Raw genomic sequence first — 20,358 nt, 5'->3', positions numbered from 1 at the left:
CGGCCTCGCCAAGGTGCTCGACACCGCGCTCGGCTTCGACAGGCCCGGCGGCCGGCAGATTGCCCTGATCAAGCCGCAATTCGAGGCGGAGCGCGGCGAGATCGGCAAGGGCGGCGTGGTTCGCGATCCGGAAGTCCACGCGCGTGTCTGCGCCGAGGTATCGGCCTGGCTGGAGAAGCGCGGCTGGGAGGTCGCCGGCGTCGCGCCGAGCCCGATCACCGGCCCCGAGGGCAATGTCGAGTTCCTGATCGGCGCCGTCCGCCGCGGCTGATGCGAGACATTTTGATACAAGCCCTCTCTCGACAAAGCCGCGATTATGCGCATTGAGACGGGCCCAAGGATTTCAGGACGTTGAACAGACCCGCCTTGCCCCGCCGGATGCTCCTGCTCGCCATCGCGGCGGCGCTCGCCGCCTGTGGCAGCAGCGCGGCCGACAAACAGCGCGAGCGGCCCGCGCCTCTGGTCAAGGTGGAGCCGGCGCGGCCGATGCGCTTCGCCGACCGGATCGAGGCGGTTGGCACCGCGCTCGCCAACGAGCAGGTCACGCTTTCCGCGCCGGTCACCGAACGGATCACAAGGCTCAACTTCGACGACGGTTCCTACGTCCAGCGCGGCCAGATCGTCGCCGTCCTCCAGCAGGGACAGCAGAACGCCCAGATGCGCGAGGCCGAGGCGCGCTCGCGCGAGGCGCGCCAGCAGCTCGACCGCGTCGAGGCGCTCAAGAATCGCGGCTTCGCCACCCGTTCGGACTATGACGCCCGCGTCGCCGCCGCCGCCGCCGCCCGCGCCCAGGCCCAGTCGGCCGGCGCGGACATCGGCGACCGGGTGATCCGCGCGCCCTTCTCGGGCTGGGTCAGCTTGCGCAACATCTCGGTCGGCGCAATCGCCAGCCAGGGCACCGCGATTGCGACGATCAGCGACCTCTCGACGATCAAGCTCGATTTCGCGGTGCCGGAGACGATGCTTCCCGCCCTGCGCGAGGGGCAGCCGATCGAGGCGCGTTCCGACGCCTATCCGAATCGCCCCTTCCGCGGCGTCATCCACACGATCGACCCGGTGATCGACCCCAATACCCGCGCGGTGACGGTGCGGGCGCGGCTGCCCAATCCGGAGCGATTGCTGCGGCCCGGCATGCTGCTCACCGTCGGCATCGAGAACGCGCCGCGCATGTCGCTGTCGGTGCCGGAGCTTTCGGTGATCGGCGAGGGCGAGAGCCGCTTCGTCTACGTCGTCGACGCCGAGGGCCGCGCCCGGCGCACGCCCGTGCGCACCGGCGTCCGCTCGGGCGGCCGGATCGAGATCGTGCAGGGGCTGCGCCCCGGCCAGCGGGTCGTCACCGAGGGCGTGGTCAAGGTCGCCGACGGAATGGAGGTGCGGCTCGCCGGCCAACAGCGCCCGCCGCAGCGCGCCCAGCAGCAGGCGCCGCCTAGGCAGCGCCAGGGCGGCTAAGGGTCTGGACCTATGGCTGGAGGCGGCCGTGACGGGCTGGCATTTGTTGTCCAGCTAGGAGAGAGGAGGGAGCGATGAAGATTCATCGTGACCGATCGAGCGACGCCGCTGGGCGGCAAAGGACAGCCCGCCGCTCTGCGGTCGGCCGGAGAAGCCGGCTGGCTGCGTCGGCCGGCTCGACCGGGCTGCCCGGCCCGGCCTTCACCGCCCTCCTGTCCAGCCGGCTTCTCCGGCCGATCACGGCCATCTCCAGCCATAGGCCCAGACCCTAATGAAGCTCTCCGACCTGTCGGTGAAGCGGCCGGTCTTCGCGGCGGTGCTCGCGATGCTGGTCGCGGTGGTCGGCGTGATCGGCTTCTTCAGCCTCTCGGTCCGCGAATATCCGGACGTCGATCCGCCGATCGTCTCGGTCGAGACGCGCTATATCGGCGCTGCCGCGAACGTCGTCGAGACCCGGGTCACTCAGGTGCTCGAGGAACGGCTGGCGGGGATCGAGGGGCTGCAGACGATCACCTCGCGCTCGCGCGACGGCCAGTCCGACATTAGCATCGAGTTCGCCGCCGGGCGCGACATCGACGCCGCCGCCAACGACGTGCGCGACCGGGTCGGCGGCGCCACCGACGACCTGCCCGACGAGGCGCTGCCGCCGGAGGTGCGCAAGGTCGACGCGGACGCCTCCCCGATCATGTTCCTCGTCATCTCCAAGCCGGGCTGGTCGCGGCTCCAGCTTTCGGACTGGGTCGACCGCAACCTGGTCGACCGCTTCTCGTCGATCGATGGGGTCGCAAGGGTCTTCATCGGCGGCGAGGCGCGCCCGGCGATGCGGGTCTGGATCCGGCCCGAGCGGCTCGCAGCCTTCGGCCTGACGCCGGGCGACGTCGAGACGGCGCTCCGGAGTCAGAATGTCGAACTGCCCGCCGGGCGGATCGAATCCGCGCAACAGAACGTCACGCTCCGTGTCGACCGCTCGTTCGCGACGCCGGAACAGTTCCGCACGCTCGTCGTGGGCCGCGGCAGCGACGGCTATCTCGTGCGCCTGGGCGATGTCGCGCGGATCGAGGCGGGGCCGGAAAATCCCTACAGCGCCTTCCGGCTCAACGGGAATCCGGCGATCGGGCTCGGCATCGTCCGCCAGTCGGGCGCCAACACGCTCGCCGTCGCCGACGCCGCCAAGGCGATGGTCGAGCAGGTCCGGCCCGGCCTGCCCGAAGGGATGACGGTCACCGTCGGCTCCGATGAATCCCTGTTCATCGAAAGGGCGATCGAGAAGGTCTGGGTGACGCTCGTCGAGGCGGCCATCCTCGTCGTTCTCGTCATCTACCTGTTCCTCGGGAGCTGGCGCGCGACGCTCATCCCCGCGATCACCGTGCCCTTGTGCCTGCTGGCCAGCTTCGCCGTGCTCTGGGCGTTCGGCTTCTCGATCAATCTCCTCACTTTGCTCGCACTCGTCCTTTCGATCGGCATCGTCGTCGACGACGCGATCGTGGTGCTGGAGAATATCTATCACCGGATCGAGGAAGGCGAACCGCCGCTCGCCGCCGCGTACAATGGCGCGCGGCAGGTCGGCTTCGCGGTGCTTTCGACCACGCTCGTCGTCTGCGCCGTGTTCGTGCCGATCATGTTCATCGCCGGGCAGACCGGCCTCTTGTTCCGCGAGCTTGCGGCGGCGATGATCGGCGCGGTCGCCTTTTCGGGCTTCTTCGCGCTCAGCCTCGCGCCGATGCTCTGCTCCAAGCTGCTGCGGCACGAGAAGCGCGGGCGGTTCACCGCCTGGGTCGATCGGCGCTTCAAGGCGCTCGAGGATTTCTACGCCCGCCGGCTCGACCAGGCGCTTCGCAAGCCGCTTATCCCGCTCGTCGCCGTGATCCTCTTCGTCGGCGGCGCCGGCGGTCTCTTCTTCACGCTCCAGTCCGAGCTGGTCCCGGCGGAGGATACGGGCATCGCCATCGTCAGCGTCAACGCGCCCGAAGGCACCGGCTTCGCCGAGATGGACCGCTATATGGGTGAGGTGCAGGCCCGGCTGCTGCCGCTGATCGAAGAGGGCGCGGTGCGCTCGGTCGTAGCGCGCACTCCGGGCGGCTTCGGCAGCAGCGACGATTTCAACAGCGGCACCGCGATCGTCTTCCTCAAGCCTTGGGAGGAGCGCGAGCAGACGACTCAGGATGTCGTTGGCGAGATCAACCGCGAGCTCGGCCAGATCGCGGCGGTGCGCGGCAACGCTTCGGTGCGCAGCGCGCTGGGCCGGGGGCGCGGCCAGCCGGTCAACTTCGTCATCGCCGGCGCAACCTATCCGGAGCTCGCTGCGGCGCGCGACCGGATCGTCGCCGCGGCGGCGGGCAATCCCGGCCTGATCAACGTCGACAGCGACTATAAGGAGACCAAGCCGCAGCTCAGGATCGAGGTCGACACTTCCCGCGCGGGCGACCTGGGCGTCTCGGTCGCCGACGTCTCGAACGCGCTCCAGACCCTGCTCGGTTCGCGCCGCGTCTCCACCTATCTCGACCGGGGCGAGGAATATCGCGTCGTCGTCCAGGCCGAGGAGGGCGCGCGGGCGACCGAGGCCAATCTCGCCCAGATCTACGTGCGCAGCCGCACCGGCCAGCTCGTCCCGCTCTCCAACCTCGTACGCGCGCGCGACGCGGCGGGCGCGCGCGATCTCGGCCGCTACAACAAATTGCGCGCGATCACGCTCTCCGCGGGGCTGGCGCCCGGCTATTCGCTCGGCGAGGCGCTCGCCTTCTTCGAGGAGCAGGCGGCCGCGGCGCCCGAAGTCGCCGCGGGCGGCGATAGCGGCGAGAGCCCCGCCGTCCGAGAGGCGGGGGGCTCGATCTACTTCGTCTTCCTGCTCACCATCCTCGTCGTCTACCTGCTGCTCGCCGCGCAGTTCGAAAGCTTCGTTCATCCCGGCGTGATCATCGCGACCGTGCCGCTCGCCGTGGCGGGCGGGCTGATCGGGCTCGTCGTGATGGGCCAGACGATGAACCTGTTCAGCCAGGTCGGCCTTGTCATGCTGGTCGGCCTCGCCGCCAAGAACGGCATCCTGATCGTCGAGTTCGCCAACCAACTGCGCGACGCCGGGCGCGACATTCCGACCGCGATCCGCGACGCCTCGCGGCGGCGGCTGCGGCCAATCCTGATGACCTCGATCGCGACCGCGGCGGGCGCGATGCCGCTGATGCTCGCCTCCGGCGCGGGCGCGGGCGCGCGGACGGCGATCGGCGTCGTCATCGTCTTCGGCGTCTCGATCGCGACCGTGATTACCCTGCTGCTGATCCCGCTCCTCTACGCGCGCCTCGCCCGCTTCACCGGCTCGCCGCTCACCGTCACCCGCAAGCTGGAGACCGAGCTGGGCGGCGGCGCGCCCCAGCCCCAGCCCGCCGAATAAGGAACCCAGATGGCCGGCCTCGCCTCCCAGTCCCAGCTCAGGATGAGCTTCCTGCGCTATGCGCTGGTCACCGTGCCGGCGGTGCTGCTGCTCGGCAGCCTCTCGGGCGCACTGTCCAATGCGGGCTATGGCAATCCGTGGTTCGCTGCGCTCCAACAGCCGGCGCTGATGCCGCCCGGCTGGGTGTTCGGCCTCGCCTGGACGATCCTCTATGTGATGCTCGGCCTGTCGCTCGCGATGGTCCTGCACGCGAAGGGCGCCAGGCGGCGAAACCGCGCGCTCGCCTTGTTCGCGCTCCAGCTCCTGCTCAATTTCGCCTGGTCGCCGGTCTTCTTTGTCTGGCAGCGGGCCGACATCGCGCTGTCGATCGTCGCGGCGATGCTGGTCGGCACCTTCGCCCTGATCGTCGTCGTCTGGCGGATCCGCGTCGTCGCGGGGCTGCTCCTCTATCCCTATCTCGCCTGGCTGATGTTCGCCGGTCTGCTCAACTACCAGATCGTGGCGCTGAACCCGGATGCGGCGACGCTTGCGCCCGGCGGTGCGAGCACCGATATCCGGCTCTGACCCTTTTTCGAGGAGGCTTCAGCGATGCAGTCCCAGAACAGATTGTTCGACGATTTCGTCAAGGTGATGAACGGCGCCGCGGGCACCATCGCCGGGATGACCCGCGAAGCGCAGGCGGCGATGCAGGAGCGCGCGCGCGAATGGATCGGCGGGCTCGACCTCGTCTCCCGCGAGGAATTCGAGGCGGTGAAGGCGATGGCCGTCGCCGCCCGCGAGGAGAATGAGGCGCTGAGCCAGCGGATCGCCGCGCTGGAGGCGGGCGCCAAGCCCGCCGCCAAGTCCGCTTCGCGCAAGAAGCGCCCCGGCGCAGCAGCCTGACTATCCACAACTTTGTGAAGACGATTCCCCGCCTTTCCTTGCACTTTGACGCCAAGCGCGTCAGATTCGCGTAGAACAGAAGAGGACCGGGGACAGCCTCTATGAACATGGACGAATATGAGCTGGAGCGCGAGGCGAGCGCTCCGATCGACATGCTCGAAACCTATTTCAGCGCGCTCGGCTGGCAGTTCGAGCGCAACGGCGAGGACGAGATCGTCTCCTCCTTCCAGGGCAGCTGGACCCAATATGAGCTGCGCGCGATCTGGCGGGCGGAGGACCATGTCCTCCAGTTCCTCGCCTTGCCCGACATCCGCGTCTCCGCCGAGAAGCGCGACGCCACCTACGAGACGATCGGCCTGATCAACGAGCAGCTCTGGCTTGGCCATTTCGAATTGTGGTCGGCCTCGGGCCTCGTCCTGTTCCGCCACGCGGCCTTGCTCGAGGGCGAGGACAGCGGCACGTTGAGCCTGCAGCAGGCGGAGACCCTGGTCGAAGCGGCGATCGAGGAATGCGAGCGCTTCTACCCGGTCTTCCAGTTCGTGCTCTGGGCCGACAAGACCCCACAGGAAGCGATCGCAGCCGCTCTGATCGAGACGCAGGGCGAAGCTTAGCCACCCGAACAGGGACAGTTACCTTTGAGCGCAGCGTCGGAAACCCACCATCACCGCGCCTGAAATTAAAATTAACTGTTCCCACGCCGGCGCGACCTGGATTGCTTCGCTACGCTCGCAATGACAGAGGAAGGCATGTCCGACCGCCTTCTTCCCGGGCCGCTCTGGCTTGCCGGCTGCGGCAATATGGCGGGGGCGAAGCTCGCGCGCTGGCTCGACGAGGGGGTAGACCCGGCCCAGGTCAGCGTGGTCCGGCCGAGCGGGCGCGAGGTCGGCCACGGCATCCGCGTCACCACCGATTATCCCGAGGACGAGGTGCCGGCGATCGTCATGCTGGGGATGAAGCCGCGCCAGCTCGATCTGGCCGCCCCTGCGCTCGCCCCGATCCTCGATCCCGAAACCATCCTAGTCTCGATCCTCGCCGGGGCCGAGCTCGCCTCGCTCCGCGCGCGCTTTCCCGCGCCGCGCACGATCGTGCGGGCGATGCCGAACCTGCCGGTCCGGATCGGCAAGGGCGTCGTCGCCCTCGCCAGCGACAGCGATGACAATGCCGCCCGCGCGCTTGTCACCGGCTTGATGGCGGCGCTCGGCCACGCCGAATGGTTTGATGACGAGGCGGGCTTCGAGCTTGCCAGCGAGCTGACCGGCGCCGGGCCGGCCTTCCTGTTCCGCTTCATCGACGCGCTCGCGGAGGCGGCGGCAACGCTGGGCCTTCCCGATCAACAGGCCGCGCGGCTCACGCTGAGGATGGTCGAAGGCGCGGGTGCGCTGGCCGCGGCCGCGGACGACGATCCGGAGACCCTCGCCCGCAAGGTGGCGAGCCCGGGCGGGACGACCGAGGCCGGCCTGAAAGTGCTCGATGCCGACCGCGCCTTGCTCGACCTCGTCCGGCGCACGCTCGAGGCGACGCGGGTGCGCAGCCTCGAAATGGCCGAGGCGGCGCGGCCGGGCGCCGATTGACCGACCGACCGGTCGAGCTTATCCGCTCGGGCCATGGCAACTCCCCCGAGCTACGACGATCGCGACGGCACGATCTGGTTCGATGGCCGCCTGGTGCCTTGGCGCGAGGCGAACGTTCACGTCCTCACGCATGCGCTCCATTATGCCTCGTCGGTCTTCGAGGGGCAGCGCGCTTATGCGGGCGAGATCTTCAAGCTGACCGAGCATAGCGAGCGGCTGGTCAAGAGCGGGCGGCTGCTCGGCTTCGAGATTCCGTGGAGCGTCGAGCAGATCGATCAGGCCTGCCGCGAGGTGCTCGCGGACAGCGGCCTCGAGGACGCCTATATGCGCCCGCTCGCCTGGCGCGGCTCGGAGCAGATGGGCGTTTCGGCGCAGCGCGCGAAGATCCACCTCGCCATCGCCTGCTGGCCCTGGGGCGCCTATTTCGGCGACGAGTCGGCGCGTAAAGGCATCCGCATGATCGTCTCGCCCTGGCGGCGGCCCGCGCCCTATACCGCACCGACGGAAAGCAAGGCCGCGGGCTTGTACATGATCTGCACGCTCGCCCGGCACGAGGCGCAGGCCAAGGGCTATGACGACGCCTTGATGTTCGACTGGCGCGGCCGCGTCGCGGAAGGAACGGGCGCCAATGCCTTCTTCGTCAGGGACGGCGCGCTACACACGCCGACGCCGGATTGCTTTCTCGACGGCATCACGCGGCGTACAGTGATCGATCTCGCCCGGCGGCGCGGCATCGAGGTGCACGAGCGGCCGATCTGGCCCGAGGAGCTGGAGGGCTTCGAGCAATTCTTCCTGACCGGCACCGCGGCCGAGGTCACGCCGGTCGCCTCGGTCGGCCCATGGAACTTCGAGGTGGGCGATTTGACCCTGCAATTGCGCAGCGACTATCTCGATCTCGTCAATCGCAGGCTGACCAACGCCTAGATATGCGCGCGCGGCCCGCTATATAGCCGCGCTCACGCCGCTCTGCTGGGGCGTCGCCAAGTGGTAAGGCAGCGGCTTTTGGTGCCGCCATTCGCAGGTTCGAATCCTGCCGCCCCAGCCAATTTCTTCCGCCCTCATCGCCGGCTGCCGCAATAGCGGCGAAAGTCCTTTCAAGATCGCGCAAGTTACCGATTGCGCGATGTCTTGATCGGAGTACTATCGGGAGTCCGCGGGGGAGGGGTGCATGAAGCAGACGACCTTGTCTGTTCCACTTGAGGTCAAGCCGCAGAGCTGCGCGCAGCTGACCGCGCTGATCGACGCGCTCAAGCGCCGCGAGGAGACTCCGCCCTTCAACTATCCGGAAAATTACGGTCGGATCCTGCGCGAAGTCCCCACGCTTCATTTCATGTCGATGAGCGTGTTTCCGAGCGACGCCTTCGATCCGCTGTTCATCCTCGAGGCCAATTTCGACGGCGGCCCCGGCGTGTTCTGGGGCCAGATGGAGGCGGCGCTGGGCGAGGATCTGCGGGCGATCCTGCGCTGCTGCAAGGCGCCGCGGGACGATGATGCCGAGCTCTATGCCGCGGTCACCGCGGCCGGCTCGCGCGCGCCGGTGGCGCCCTATTTCGAGGCGCGCACCGAGCGGCCGACCGTCTTCCACCACGGCAATCGCGGCCTGACCCGCGATCGCGTCCTCGACGATGCGGCCTTGTTCGTTGCGTTGCGCGACGAGATCGACCGGCCGGACGGCGCGAGTCCCTATCGCGGCACCAGCGCGCGCGATGCGCACGCCGCGCTGCGGGCGGCGATGCTGCCGCGCTTCGCCTGGCTCGAGGACAAGGCGCCGAAGCGGATCGGCGCGCTGGAGCGGGCCACGGATCTGGCGCGTCTCCTGCTGTTCGCGGTGGTGGCGTTGCTCGTCCTGTCGCTGCCTGGGCTGGTGCTGGCACCGTTGCTGCCGTGGCGCGGCTATCTGGTGCTGATCGCAATCCTCGGGCTGGTCATCGCCCTGGCCGTGTTTCTGAACAGGAAGGGACCGCCGGGCGAAGGCATCGCCGGTCACTTCCCGCTCTCCGCGTTCAAGCCCAAATTCCTGCTCCTCCTCCTGCTCGCGGTGGCGGCCTATGCGGCGATCGCGACGTTGCTTCTCATCCCCTCCGTCTGGGCGGCCGGCCAGATCGGCGAATGGCTCGGCGCCGGGCCGGCCCCCGAGTTCGAGGAGACTTGGCGGCCGGTCGCGCGCGCGGTCGTGCTCGGCCTCGCCGGCATCTTCGTCAGCATCCCGCTCCTGCTCCTCTGGCTGCGCTATCTGGAGAAGCGCGATTCCGCGCACGATGCGCCCCGCGTCGATGAGGACATGCTGCGCCAGATGGTGCGCCGCGAGGACTGGATCGCGCAGAACCACATGGGCTCGATCGTGCTGATCAAGCCCGGTATCCTGCGCGCGATCATCATCCGCGCCGGTCATCTCGGCCTCGGCCTGCTGCTGCGCGTGATCGCGACCAGCGGCTATCTCGGCAGCATGCGCACCGTCCATTTCGCCCATTGGGCCTTTTTGAACAACGGCAGCCGCCTGCTCTTCTTCAGCAATTTCGATCTGAGCTGGGACTCCTATCTCGACGACTTCATCGAGAAGGCGCACGAGGGCCTGACCGTCGCCTGGGGCTGCGGCGTGGGCTTCCCGCCGACCCGCTTCCTGATCTACGAAGGCGCCAGCCACGGCCGGCAGTTCAAGAACTGGGCGCTGGCGTCGCGGGCGGTCAGCCGCTTCTGGTACAGCGCCTATCGCGACCTCACCGTCGATCAGATCGAGCGAAACCATCGCATCGCCAACGGGCTGCGCCGCGCGCGCCTCAGCGAGAAGGATGCGGCAGCATGGATGAGGGACCTGTGAGCGCGCCGGGCAAGTCGCCGCCGAGCTGGAAGCTCGCCCCGCCGGTCGCCGAGGCGACCCAGGGGCTGGTGGTTACCGGGTTTGGCAATCTCGAGACCGGGCGGGCGCTTTTCCTCGAGATCGAGGGCGACAGTTTCGGCGGCGCCTGGCTGCGCGCGCTGGCGGAGGTGGCGCCGATCACCACCGCGGTGCCGCCGCCCAAGGGCGCGCCGGCCGCGCAGACCAGGGCCGCGGCGATCGCCTTCACCTGGAGCGGCCTCGCCCGGATGGGCCTGGACGACTCCGCGCTCGCCTCCTTCTCCCGCCCCTTCCGCGAGGGCATGTTCCAGGAGGACCGGCTGCGCCGGCTCGGCGACCGGCGCGCGGGCGCCTGGCTGGAGACGGTGATCGACGACGGGCCGATCTGGAGCGGCAACACGCCGCCGCGGGAGGCCGGCGACGCGGAGGAGCGGATCGAGACGCGGGTCACCGTCCACGCCTTGCTGATGCTCTACGCGCAGGACGAAGCGGATGCGAACGACTGGGCGGGCGCGGTCGAAAAGGCGCTTGAGCCGCACCACGTCCGCGTCGTCCACCGTCTGCCGCTGGTGCTCGACGTCGAGGGCGCCGGCATCAGCCGCGAGCATTTCGGCTTCGCCGACGGTCTGTCCCAGCCAGAGCCCTACGACGAAGGCGGGGCGGTTACGGTGGGTGGCAAACCGGCGGATAAGGACAGGGTGCAAGGCATCCCGCTCGGCGAAATCATCATGGGCTATCCCAACGGCCATGCCGAACGGGCGCCGGGGCCGGCCGTGCCGGACGACGCGGCGCACGCGCCCGCCGCCGCCGGGCTGCCGCCGCACCCTGATGCGGAAGGCTTTTTCGATCTCGGGCTCAACGGCAGCTACATGGTGGTGCGCGAGCTCAGGCAATATGTCGCCGAATTCTGGAACTCGATGGATGCCAATACCGCCCGCATCCGCGAGCAGGATCCGGCCCATTCCTCCCACGTCACCGCCGACTGGCTCGCCGAACGCGTGATCGGCCGCGATCGAAATGGCCATCTGCTCTGCCCGGGCGGAACGCTCGGCCCCGACCCGGCGGGATTGCCGAGGAACAATTTTTGCTTTTTCGACACCGACCCGCATGGTGTCGGCTGTCCGCCGGGATCGCATGTCCGCCGCGCCAACCCGCGCGACGCGCTCGCCCCGACTCCCGGGGACAAGGAGGCACTTCTGGAGGCCGCGAACAATCACCGCATCCTTCGCCGCGGCCGCAAATACGGACCCAAGATCGCCGACTATCGCGTGGCCGACGGCAAGGATCGCGGACTGCTCTTCGTCTGCCTCAACACCGACATCGCCCGCCAGTTCGAGTTCGTCCAGCAGACCTGGCTGCTCAATTCCAACTTCGCTACGCTTTTCGACGAGACCGATCCGCTGGTGGGCCCCAAGGGACGGATGACGATCCGCGAGGAGCCGCTGCGTCGCACGGTCAATGTCGAGACCTTCGTCCAGTTCGCCGGCGGCGAATATTTCTTCCTGCCGAGCCTGCCGGCGCTCAGCTATCTGTCGAGCCGATGAGCGCGGCGGCGCCGGAGCCCGTGTTTCGCCCGCCGACCTTCAGGACCCGGCTGCTCGGTTTCGGCATGCGGCGGATGCCGTTCCTGCTTCGCCTGGCGCGGCGAATCTGGCCGATCCCGCGCCTCGGAAGCACCTATGTCGTCACCCGCCACGACGACGTACGCGACGTCTATCTCAACGACCGCGCCTTCGGCGTGCCATACAAGGAGAATCTCGACGTCATCATGGACGGCGAGCCCTTCTTTCTCGGCATGGGCGACACGCCGGAATATCATGCCGGGCGCGACGCCATGCTGGCGGTGGTGCGGCGCAAGGACGTCGCGGACCGCCTCGCACCAAAGGCGGAGGCGATGGCGGAACGGATCGTGGCCGAGGCGGGCGGCCGGCTCGAGGTGGTCGACCAGCTCGTCCGGCGCGTCACCTTCGATCTGCTCGGCGATTATTTCGGGGTGCCCGATCCGCCGGGAGGAGACCTTCGCGTCTGGGCCACGCGACTGTTCGAATTCCAGTTCGCCGATGACGGGAGCGATGCGCTAGGCGCCGAGGTCAAATCGATCGGCCAAAGGCTGCGCGATCATATCGATGCGGAGATCGCCCGGCGCCGTGCCGTACCGAGCGACAAGGACGATGTGCTGGGCCGCTGCCTTATCCTGCAGGGGCAAGGAAAGCCGGGCTATTCGGACAGTGAGATCCGCACCGGCCTGATGGGAATGATCGTCGGCGGACCGCCGCAGCCGCCGATGGTGGTGCCGCAGGCGCTGGAGCAGCTGCTGCGCCGTCCGGATGCTCTCGCCGGAGCGCAGCGGGCCGCGCAAGGGGGCGACGATGCGTGCCTCGCCGCTTATGTCTTCGAAGCGATGCGGTTCGATCCGATCGCGCCGCTGATGCCGCGGGTCGCGGTGGCGGACGGCATGATCGCCGCCGGGACCAGGCGCAGGCGGCGCGTGCCGAAGGGGTCGAAGCTGATGGTGGGCCTGAGCTCGGCGATGATGGATTCACGCCGCGTGCCCGATCCCTATCGCTTCGATCCGCACCGGCTGCCGCACGAATATATTCACTTCGGCTACGGCCTTCATCAATGCTTCGGCATGCACATCAACAAAGCGGTGCTGCCGGCGATGCTGAAGCCGCTGCTCAGGCGCGAGAATCTCCGCCGCGCACCGGGGGGCGCCGGACGCCTGAAGAAGCAGGGGCCTTTCTCCACCGAGCTCCACGTCCACTACGATTGACCTCGCCGCGCGCGTGACACGGCACCCGCCGGACACTAGGGGAAATTCATGTCTGCATCCGGAGCGGCGAAAATCCATGTCGGCATCGGCGGGTGGGATTTCGATCCGTGGCGGGGGACATTCTTCCCAGCGGGCCTGCCGAAAACGCGGCAGCTCGAATATGTCGGCCAGCAGTTGACCGCGACCGAGATCAACGCGACCTTCTACAAGCTCCAGTCGCCGGCTTTGTTCGAGCGCTGGGGCAAGGCGGTGCCGGACGGTTTCAAATTCGCGATCAAAGCCTCGCGCTTCTGCACCAACCGCAAGAATCTGGGCGATGCGGGCGAGTCGATCGGCAAATTCTGCGCGCAGGGCTTCACCGAGCTGGGTGACAAATTGGGCCCGATCCTGTGGCAGCTCGCGCCGACCAAGAAGTTCGATCCCGACGAGATCCGCGCCTTCCTCGCCTTGCTGCCGACCAGCCGGGACGGCCTGCGCCTCCGCCACGCGATCGAGGTCCGGCACGAGAGCTTCCGGAACCGCGCCTTCGTCGCGATGGCGCGCGCCTCGAACGTCGCGATCGTCTTCGCCGATCACGAGACCTATCCGGAAATCGCCGATTTGACCGCCGATTTCGTCTACGCGCGGCTCCAGCGGACGCGCGAGGAGGAGCCGGCCGGCTACGACCCCGCCTCGCTGGATCGTTGGGCGAGTGCGATAAAGGACTGGGCGGGCGGCGGGAGCCCGGCGGCGCCAAATTTCGTCAGCGACGCGGTCGCGCGAAGGACGCCGCGCGAGGTCTTCGCCTTCGTCATCGCCGGGGCGAAGGTCAGGAATCCGCTCGCCGCTCGGGCGCTGATCGAGCGGCTCGGATGAGCGAGCTCGTTTCGTACAGCCCGATCGACGGCGCGGAGCTCGGCCGCGTTCCGGTCAGCGACGCCGCGGCGGTCGCCGACGCGGTCGGGCGCGCTCACCAGGCCTTTCTCGGCTGGCGCCTGGTTCCGCCGCCGCGCCGGGGCGAGCTGGTCCGGCTGCTCGGCGAGGTGCTGCGCGAGGAGAAGGAGCCGCTCGGCCGGCTGGTCAGCCGGGAATGCGGCAAGATCCTGAGCGAGGGCCTCGGCGAGGTCCAGGAGATGATCGACATTTGCGATTTCGCGGTCGGCCTTTCCCGCCAACTCTACGGTCTCACCATCGCCACCGAGCGGCCCGGCCACCGGATGATGGAGACCTGGCACCCGCTGGGCGTCGTCGGCGTCATCTCTGCCTTCAACTTCCCAGTCGCGGTCTGGGCCTGGAATGCCTGCCTCGCCTTCGTCTGCGGCGACAGCGTGGTGTGGAAGCCGTCGGAAAAGACGCCGCTGACCGCCGCCGCCTTGGCCGCCCTGTTCGCGCGGGCGGCGGAGCGATTCGGCGATGCGCCGGCGAGCCGGCGGGAGGTCGTCCAGGGCGGGCGCGGAACGGGCGAGGCGCTCGCCGACGATCCGCGCGTGCCGCTCGTCTCGGCGACCGGCTCGACCCGCATGGGCCGCGCGCTGGCCCCGCGCGTCGCGGCGCGCTTCGGCCGCACCCTGCTCGAGCTTGGCGGCAACAATGCGATGATCGTTGCCCCTTCCGCCGATCTCGACCTCGCCGAGCGCGCCATCGCCTTCGCCGCCGCCGGCACGGCGGGGCAGCGCTGCACGACGCTGCGCCGGCTGATCGTGCACGAGACGATCTACGAAGAGCTGGTCGAGCGGCTGAAGCGGGTCTGGGCGCGCCTGCCCGTCGGCGACCCGCTGGCCGACGGCATCTTGGTGGGCCCGCTGATCGATCGCGATGCTGTGGACGCGATGCAGGCGGCCCTGGCGGCGGCGCGGGAGCAGGGCGGCGCCGTCCATGGTGGCGAGCTGATCGACGGCTGCTATGTGCGCCCCGCTTTGGTCGAAATGCCGGGCCAGAGCGAGGTGATGCGCCGGGAGACGTTCGCGCCGATCCTCTATGTGATGCGCTATGCCGAACTCGCCGAGGCGATCGCGCTCCAGAACGACGTGCCGCAGGGACTCGCTTCCTCCATCTTCACGACCGATCTGCGCGAGGCGGAGCTGTTCCTCTCCGCCGCAGGCTCGGATTGCGGCATCGCCAACGTCAATATCGGGCCCTCGGGCGCCGAGATCGGCGGCGCGTTCGGCGGCGAGAAGGAGACCGGCGGCGGGCGCGAAAGTGGCTCCGATTCCTGGCGGACCTATATGCGCCGCGCGACCAACACCATTAACTATGGTCGCGATCTGCCGCTCGCCCAAGGCGTGGATTTCTCGTTGCCGGACAAGAGGTAAAAGCGGGTCCGGCACCGTCTGCGCCGACCCCGTCCCGCGGCTCAGCGATTTGTTAACACCTGTGCTGGTATTTCTGCCGCTTCTCGGGAGACGGCAGTGGGATATTCACGGAAAGTCGGTCCACCGATTGTATCGGCCGCGGTCGCGACGCTCGTCCTGACGAACTTCGCGACTGTGAGCATCATTCGGGACGACACCAGTTCTCGCATGGAGCTGTTCGGCACGATCTGGCCGATCACGCTGACCTCGGCCGTCGCCGTCGTCCTCGTCATGTCCTTCCTCTACCGCTCGATCGTCGACCTCGTGCAGGAGCTCGAGGACCGGCAGGAGGCGGCGCAGCACCAGGCGCTGCACGATCAGCTCACCGGCCTCGCCAATCGCGCCTTGCTCGAAGACCGGCTCGATCAGGCACTGACCCGTTACCGCCGATCGGGCGAGCAGGTCGCGCTGCTGATGCTCGATCTCGACCGTTTCAAGCAGGTCAACGACACGCTCGGCCACAATGCCGGCGACAAGCTCGTTTCCGAGGTCGCCGACCGTCTGCGCTCGCTGGTCCGCGAGACCGACACCGTGGCCCGCATCGGCGGCGACGAATTCGCCATCGTCCAGGTCAGCCCGAAGGGTGAGGCTGACGTCCGCCGCCTCTGCGAGCGGATCATTGCGGTCATCCGCGAGCCCTTCATGATCGGCGAGCGCGAGGCGCGCGTCGGCGTCAGCATCGGCGCGGTCTTCGCCAGCAAGGAGGTCGCCGAGGCGTCCGAGCTGCTGCGCAAGGCCGACATCACCATGTACCGTGCCAAGGCCGCGGGCCGCGACTGCTTCCGCATCTTTACCGAGGCGATGGACGCCGATGTCCAGCGCCGCGACCAGATCGAGAGCGCGCTGCGCACCGAGCTCAAGGGCGGCACCGCGCTCCAGCTGCATTTCCAGCCGGTGATCGGCAATCGCGGCAACGTGATCGGGCTCGAGGGGCTGCTTCGCTGGCGCCACCCGATCCTGGGCCAGGTGCCGCCGATGGAGGTCATTCCGATCGCCGAGGAGTGCGGGGTGATCGACGAGATCGGCCTGCTGACCTTCCGTGACGCCTGCCGGATGGCGCGCCGCTGGCCGGACCTTGCGGTTGCGGTCAACCTCTCGCCGATCCAGTTCCGCAATCCCGGCCTTCCGGCCGCGCTGCGCGGCATCGCCGCGGAGGAGAAGGTGGAGCCCAACCAGATCGAGCTGGAGATCACCGAGGGCCTGTTCATCGAGCATGGCTCGCTCTGCACCCAGGCGATCCAGGAGCTGCGCCGCGACGGCTTCCGCATCGCGCTCGACGATTTCGGCACCGGCTATTCGTCGCTGTCCTGCCTGCGCCGCTTTCCGGTCGACAAGATCAAGCTCGACCGCTCGTTCATCGACATCGCCGCCCGCGACCAGAGCATCGCGATCATCCGCGCCGCGGTGACGCTCGGCCATGCGATGGACCTCGAGGTCGTCGCCGAGGGCGTCTCCTGCCGCGAGGAGGAGCAGATCGCGCTCGAAGCCGGCTGCGACGCGCTGCAGGGCCATCTCTACGCCCATGCGATGTCGCCCGAGCAGCTCGAGGCCTATATGGCCGACGCGCGGCGCGCCACGATCTCCGACGCCGCCTGAGCGTCAGCGGCTGAGCAGGTCTCCCAGGGGAGAGACAAGCGGCGCGTGCCATGATGTGACGACCGCCCAAAGCAGGACCCCGCCGACCAGTGCGCCCGGGCTGGGCGCCGCGTTCCGCCCGGGAGCCTTGCCGGCCAGCAACGCGCCGAAGGGAACGAACGACGTCTTCGCCATCCAGTCGCGCCAGGTTTCGCCGAGCAAGCGGGCCTTCTTGTGGTCTTGACCGAGCGAGCCGACGAAAGCGAGGATCAGGATGCCGCCCGCGACGATGACGTTGCGCGGGCTCCCCGACAGCGACAGGTGGACCATCGCCCAGAGCATGAAGCTCCAGTTCATCGGATGGCGGGTAATCGCGAACACCCCGCGCGGCGGCGGGATGTCGCGGAGCGCGGCGCCGGGGTGGGGGAAAGCCGGATTGCGGGCGAAGGAGCCGACCAGCAAGATGCTCGCGACGAGCATGATCCCCGACGCCACCGGCGCCCACCAGATCGGCGCCAGCCACATCGGGTCGGACGAATCGCCGGCGCGCCAGGCGAAGATCATCCAGCCCAGGGTGGCGAGCGAGACCAGCGAATAGACGCCAAGAAAGCCCCCTTCGCCGAGCCGCGCGACCAGTCCCGGGCGCAGCGGATGCGACATCAACAGGTGCGTGCCGACGAAGGCGAGGGTCGCCAGCGCGAGGCTGACGGTTGGTGTCATTGCCTTGGCGTGTAGGCGTGGGGGAGCGCGCCTTCCCGCGGCTGGCGGTAGCGGTCGCGCAGCCGGGTCTGCCGGTTCTCCAGGCTCTGGCGAACGCCGTCGATCCAGACCGCTTCGACGCCGGTCGCGAGTTCGAGCGGGTCGCCGTCCCAGATCACCACGTCGCCGCGCCGCCCCGGGCGGAGCGAGCCGATCTCGCTGCCGAGCCCGATCACTTCTGCGGGCGCCGAGCTAATCGCGGCGAAGGCCTCGTCCCAGCTGAGGCCGCTATGGCCCGGCACACGGCCGATCGCGACGAGATTGCCCGCATATTGCGGGAGGACCCGGGTCTGCCGCGCCTCGTCGTCATTGATCATGCCGATCGCGACCTGGACGCCGGCGGCGCGCATCCGGCCGATATTGGACTGGGTCGCGCCGAGCTGCTCGAAGCTCGCGGGAAGATCGACCAGCGCGTTGGCGATTACCGGCACGCGCGCGGCGGCGATCGCGTCGGCGACTCGCCAGCCTTCGGTGGCGCCGACCAGGACGAGGCGGAGGTTCGGGAACTCGCGCTTCAGCGCGAGCGCCTGGAGGATATCGCTGGCCCGCTCGACATGGACGAGGAGGAGTTGGCGCCCCTGCAATACGGGGACGAGCGCGGCGGCGTCGAAGCGGGTGAGGAGCACGTCCTCCGAACGGCGCGCGTCGGGCAGGATATAGGGATTCTCGGGCAGATCCTCGGGCGGAGCGGTCGACGGCGAGCGCGAACGCCCGCCGCTGCCGACCGGCAGCCGGAGGTCGCGCGCCTCGCGAAGCGCGTTGCGCAGCAGGACGTGAGCGGCGGCGCGGCTGCCGCCGGCGTCGTTCGCGCCGTCCTCGCCCAGCTCGATATACTGGAAGGCGCGAGGGCGGGTGATCGGCTGCATATCGCCGCCGAGATCGATGATCGCGCCCTGGCCGGCGAAAATGCTGCGCGCGGTTGCGGGAGAGACGACGGCACGGGTCACGCCAGCCGCGCGGTTGATCGCGATCGACGAGGCCTGCGGATTGACCGCCGGGACCACGTCGATGGCGGCGCTGAACGGCGAGCTGTTCGCCTGCGCGTCGTTGCTCGGATCGACCGCGTCGACCTCGATCAGGCCGATCCGCGAGAAGCCGGCGACGATTCCCGGCGTCACCCATTTGCCGCGCGCATCGACGACGGTCGCGCCCGCGGGCACGGCGACGTTGGCGCCGGCGGCGACGATGCGGCCGTCGCGGATGACGACGGTGCCGCCGTCGATCGGCGGCGAGCCGTCGCCGACGACGACGCGGCCGCCGGTGATCGCGATGGTCTGCGCCGCGGCGGGCACGGCGGCGAGGGCGGCGATTCCCGCCATGAGGGCGATCAGCCGGTTCAATGCACGTCTCCCTCGCCGGGCTGGCCGAGCTCGAAGTCGGTCACGGGGCGCAGCCGCGGATTGTTCATGTCGTAGAGCAGAGCGCCGTCGATCCAGACTTGCTGCGGCCGCGTGTAGACGCTGAACGGATTGCCGTTCCACAGCACGACGTCGGCGCGCTTGCCGACGCGCAAGGACCCGGTCTGATCGGCGATGCCGAGCGCGGTCGCCGGATTGATCGCCAGCCAGCGCCAGGCGACTTCGTCGGAGATGTCGATCCCCATCCGCCGGCCGTCGGCGAGCGCCTTGGCCGCTTCCTGGTTGAGCCGCTGGATGCCGTTGGCGTCGTCCGAATGGACGATCGCGCAGGCGCCGGCATTGTGGACGAGCGGGATGTTCTCGTTGACCGCGTCGTAGCTTTCCATCTTGAAGCCGTACCAATCGGACCACATCGCCGCGCAGGTGCCGTTCTCGCGCAGCAGATCGCCGATCTTGTAGGCCTCGACCGCATGGTGGAAGGTCGAGATTCGGAAACCGAACTCGCGCGCCATGTCGAGCATGATCGCCATCTCGTCGGCGCGGTAGCAATGGTTGTGGACGAGGACGTCGCCCGCCATCGCCTCGACCAGCGTGTCGAGCTGGAAATCGCGCGCGGTATTGGCGTCGCGCCGGCGACGCTCGCGATACTCGACCGCGCGCTGCCAGGTGGCGCGCATCACCGCAACATTGCCCATCCGGGTCGCGGGCATCTGGTTGCGCCCGCCGTAGACCCGCTTCGGATTCTCGCCGCAGGCCATCTTCAGACCGCGCGGCGCGCCCGGGAAGCGCATCTGCTGCATCGTCCGCCCTGGGACGTTGCGCAGGGTAACGCCGCGGCCGCCGAAGAGATTGGCCGAGCCCGGCAGGATCTGCAGCGTGGTGACGCCGCCATTGGCGAGCGCGCGGGTGAAGCCCGGGTCCTGCGGCCAGACGCTGTGCTCGGCCCAGACCTCGGTGCGCACCGGATTGGTCGCCTCGTTGCCGTCGCTATGCGCGGCGACGCCGGGGCTCGGATAATTGCCGAGGTGGGAATGGACGTCGATCACGCCCGGAGTCACCCAGCGGCCGGCCCCGTCGACGCGGACCGCGCCGTCGGGAATCGGCGTCTCGGGCCCGCCGATCGCCTGGATGCGGCCTTCGGCGAGGACGATCGTGCCATTGTCGATCCGCCCGCCCTCACCGTCGAAGATCGTGGCGCCGGTGATCGCCGTCGTCGCGCCCGGATAGGGACGGTAGGTCGAGGGGTAGGGATCGGCCGATTCCCGCCGCTCCGGCGGCGCGCTCGATGCGGCCTGCGGCGGCGCCTCCTGATTGGCGCAGCCGAAGAGAAGGCACGCGGCGGCGAGCGCCGCCGCCCCGGTCAGACGCCCCGCCATCTCAGGCCTTCGTCTCGAGCTCGGGATGCATGCCGGGCGCCTGATTCTCCGCCAGCTCGGCGCG

The 20,358-nt window shown here is 68.9% G+C and carries 17 protein-coding genes and 1 tRNA gene; 15 read left to right on the top strand and 3 right to left on the bottom strand.

All coding sequences use genetic code 11. From position 1 onward, the window contains the following. From ACT4N8_RS10480 to ACT4N8_RS10410, 15 genes are all read left to right on the top strand, one after another. A partial coding sequence (locus ACT4N8_RS10480) for an SAM-dependent methyltransferase (RefSeq protein ID WP_444858071.1) occupies positions 1–271 on the top strand: 271 nt, incomplete at its 5' end. Between the two features lie 107 nt (positions 272–378). Next, positions 379–1,449 carry an efflux RND transporter periplasmic adaptor subunit gene (locus ACT4N8_RS10475; RefSeq protein WP_444858072.1) on the top strand — a complete coding sequence of 357 codons (1,071 nt, stop codon included), beginning with the start codon at positions 379–381 and terminating at the stop codon, positions 1,447–1,449. Positions 1,450–1,720: 271 nt separating this feature from the next. Then, positions 1,721–4,834 (top strand): efflux RND transporter permease subunit, encoded by a 3,114-nt coding sequence (locus tag ACT4N8_RS10470; protein ID WP_444858070.1) that lies wholly within the window; start codon positions 1,721–1,723, stop codon positions 4,832–4,834. Between the two features lie 9 nt (positions 4,835–4,843). After that, on the top strand, positions 4,844–5,398 hold the full coding sequence (locus ACT4N8_RS10465; RefSeq protein WP_444858069.1) for a TspO/MBR family protein: 555 nt from the start codon (positions 4,844–4,846) through the stop codon (positions 5,396–5,398). Between the two features lie 24 nt (positions 5,399–5,422). Next, positions 5,423–5,716, top strand: coding sequence for an accessory factor UbiK family protein (locus tag ACT4N8_RS10460; protein ID WP_444858068.1), 294 nt, complete (start codon positions 5,423–5,425; stop codon positions 5,714–5,716). Between the two features lie 101 nt (positions 5,717–5,817). Next, positions 5,818–6,327 (top strand): YbjN domain-containing protein, encoded by a 510-nt coding sequence (locus tag ACT4N8_RS10455; protein ID WP_444858067.1) that lies wholly within the window; start codon positions 5,818–5,820, stop codon positions 6,325–6,327. A 135-nt stretch (positions 6,328–6,462) separates the two neighbouring features. Next, entirely contained in the window at positions 6,463–7,287 is an 825-nt protein-coding gene (locus tag ACT4N8_RS10450) for a pyrroline-5-carboxylate reductase family protein (RefSeq protein WP_444858066.1), read from the top strand. Between the two features lie 33 nt (positions 7,288–7,320). Further along, the gene (locus ACT4N8_RS10445; protein ID WP_444858065.1) at positions 7,321–8,211 is read left to right on the top strand and encodes a branched-chain amino acid aminotransferase; all 891 of its coding nucleotides are present in this window, start codon (positions 7,321–7,323) and stop codon (positions 8,209–8,211) included. A 46-nt stretch (positions 8,212–8,257) separates the two neighbouring features. Continuing rightward, positions 8,258–8,332, top strand: a tRNA-Gln gene (locus ACT4N8_RS10440). A 123-nt stretch (positions 8,333–8,455) separates the two neighbouring features. Beyond that, a complete protein-coding gene (locus ACT4N8_RS10435) occupies positions 8,456–10,105 on the top strand; it encodes a hypothetical protein (protein ID WP_444858064.1) in 1,650 nt (549 codons plus the stop codon). After that, positions 10,087–11,667, top strand: coding sequence for a Dyp-type peroxidase (locus tag ACT4N8_RS10430; RefSeq protein ID WP_444858063.1), 1,581 nt, complete (start codon positions 10,087–10,089; stop codon positions 11,665–11,667). The genes ACT4N8_RS10435 and ACT4N8_RS10430 overlap by 19 nt, the downstream gene beginning before the upstream one ends. Beyond that, the gene (locus tag ACT4N8_RS10425) at positions 11,664–12,896 is read left to right on the top strand and encodes a cytochrome P450 (RefSeq protein WP_444858062.1); all 1,233 of its coding nucleotides are present in this window, start codon (positions 11,664–11,666) and stop codon (positions 12,894–12,896) included. The genes ACT4N8_RS10430 and ACT4N8_RS10425 overlap by 4 nt, the downstream gene beginning before the upstream one ends. A 48-nt stretch (positions 12,897–12,944) precedes the next feature. Continuing rightward, a complete protein-coding gene (locus ACT4N8_RS10420; RefSeq protein ID WP_444858061.1) occupies positions 12,945–13,751 on the top strand; it encodes a DUF72 domain-containing protein in 807 nt (268 codons plus the stop codon). Then, positions 13,748–15,187: an L-piperidine-6-carboxylate dehydrogenase gene (gene amaB, locus ACT4N8_RS10415; protein ID WP_444858060.1), complete on the top strand. Its 1,440-nt coding sequence runs from the start codon at positions 13,748–13,750 to the stop codon at positions 15,185–15,187. Before ACT4N8_RS10420 ends, amaB begins: the two co-directional genes overlap by 4 nt. A 174-nt stretch (positions 15,188–15,361) precedes the next feature. Continuing rightward, positions 15,362–16,822 (top strand): putative bifunctional diguanylate cyclase/phosphodiesterase, encoded by a 1,461-nt coding sequence (locus ACT4N8_RS10410; protein WP_444858059.1) that lies wholly within the window; start codon positions 15,362–15,364, stop codon positions 16,820–16,822. 3 nt (positions 16,823–16,825) lie between these two features. Here the strand turns inward: ACT4N8_RS10410 and ACT4N8_RS10405 are convergent, their stop codons facing one another. The 3 genes from ACT4N8_RS10405 to ACT4N8_RS10395 are packed head-to-tail and all read right to left on the bottom strand — an operon-like array spanning position 16,826 to position 20,294. Continuing rightward, complete coding sequence (locus ACT4N8_RS10405) at positions 16,826–17,521, bottom strand: NnrU family protein (RefSeq protein ID WP_444858058.1); 696 nt, start codon at positions 17,519–17,521, stop codon at positions 16,826–16,828. Continuing rightward, positions 17,518–18,900, bottom strand: coding sequence for an amidohydrolase family protein (locus ACT4N8_RS10400; RefSeq protein ID WP_444858057.1), 1,383 nt, complete (start codon positions 18,898–18,900; stop codon positions 17,518–17,520). Before ACT4N8_RS10400 ends, ACT4N8_RS10405 begins: the two co-directional genes overlap by 4 nt. Next, positions 18,897–20,294 carry an amidohydrolase gene (locus tag ACT4N8_RS10395; RefSeq protein ID WP_444858056.1) on the bottom strand — a complete coding sequence of 466 codons (1,398 nt, stop codon included), beginning with the start codon at positions 20,292–20,294 and terminating at the stop codon, positions 18,897–18,899. Before ACT4N8_RS10395 ends, ACT4N8_RS10400 begins: the two co-directional genes overlap by 4 nt. Positions 20,295–20,358: the final 64 nt, after the last annotated feature.

This window comes from Sphingosinicella sp. (genome assembly GCF_052387495.1).
In the GTDB taxonomy this organism is placed as follows: domain Bacteria; phylum Pseudomonadota; class Alphaproteobacteria; order Sphingomonadales; family Sphingomonadaceae; genus Allosphingosinicella.
The sequence above is the reverse complement of the archived record's forward strand: the minus strand, read 5'-3'. Positions and strand labels throughout refer to the sequence as shown.

Bases quoted from the DNA above. Each gene is read 5' to 3' on its own strand.
- ACT4N8_RS10475 (WP_444858072.1), top strand. From the start codon at position 379: ATGCTCCTGCTCGCCATCGCGGCGGCGCTCGCCGCCTGTGGCAGCAGC.
- ACT4N8_RS10470 (WP_444858070.1), top strand. From the start codon at position 1,721: ATGAAGCTCTCCGACCTGTCGGTGAAGCGGCCGGTCTTCGCGGCGGTG.
- ACT4N8_RS10465 (WP_444858069.1), top strand. From the start codon at position 4,844: ATGGCCGGCCTCGCCTCCCAGTCCCAGCTCAGGATGAGCTTCCTGCGC.
- ACT4N8_RS10460 (WP_444858068.1), top strand. From the start codon at position 5,423: ATGCAGTCCCAGAACAGATTGTTCGACGATTTCGTCAAGGTGATGAAC.
- ACT4N8_RS10455 (WP_444858067.1), top strand. From the start codon at position 5,818: ATGAACATGGACGAATATGAGCTGGAGCGCGAGGCGAGCGCTCCGATC.
- ACT4N8_RS10450 (WP_444858066.1), top strand. From the start codon at position 6,463: ATGTCCGACCGCCTTCTTCCCGGGCCGCTCTGGCTTGCCGGCTGCGGC.
- ACT4N8_RS10445 (WP_444858065.1), top strand. From the start codon at position 7,321: ATGGCAACTCCCCCGAGCTACGACGATCGCGACGGCACGATCTGGTTC.
- ACT4N8_RS10435 (WP_444858064.1), top strand. From the start codon at position 8,456: ATGAAGCAGACGACCTTGTCTGTTCCACTTGAGGTCAAGCCGCAGAGC.
- ACT4N8_RS10430 (WP_444858063.1), top strand. From the start codon at position 10,087: ATGGATGAGGGACCTGTGAGCGCGCCGGGCAAGTCGCCGCCGAGCTGG.
- ACT4N8_RS10425 (WP_444858062.1), top strand. From the start codon at position 11,664: ATGAGCGCGGCGGCGCCGGAGCCCGTGTTTCGCCCGCCGACCTTCAGG.
- ACT4N8_RS10420 (WP_444858061.1), top strand. From the start codon at position 12,945: ATGTCTGCATCCGGAGCGGCGAAAATCCATGTCGGCATCGGCGGGTGG.
- amaB (WP_444858060.1), top strand. From the start codon at position 13,748: ATGAGCGAGCTCGTTTCGTACAGCCCGATCGACGGCGCGGAGCTCGGC.
- ACT4N8_RS10405 (WP_444858058.1), bottom strand. From the start codon at position 17,521: ATGACACCAACCGTCAGCCTCGCGCTGGCGACCCTCGCCTTCGTCGGC.
- ACT4N8_RS10395 (WP_444858056.1), bottom strand. From the start codon at position 20,294: ATGGCGGGGCGTCTGACCGGGGCGGCGGCGCTCGCCGCCGCGTGCCTT.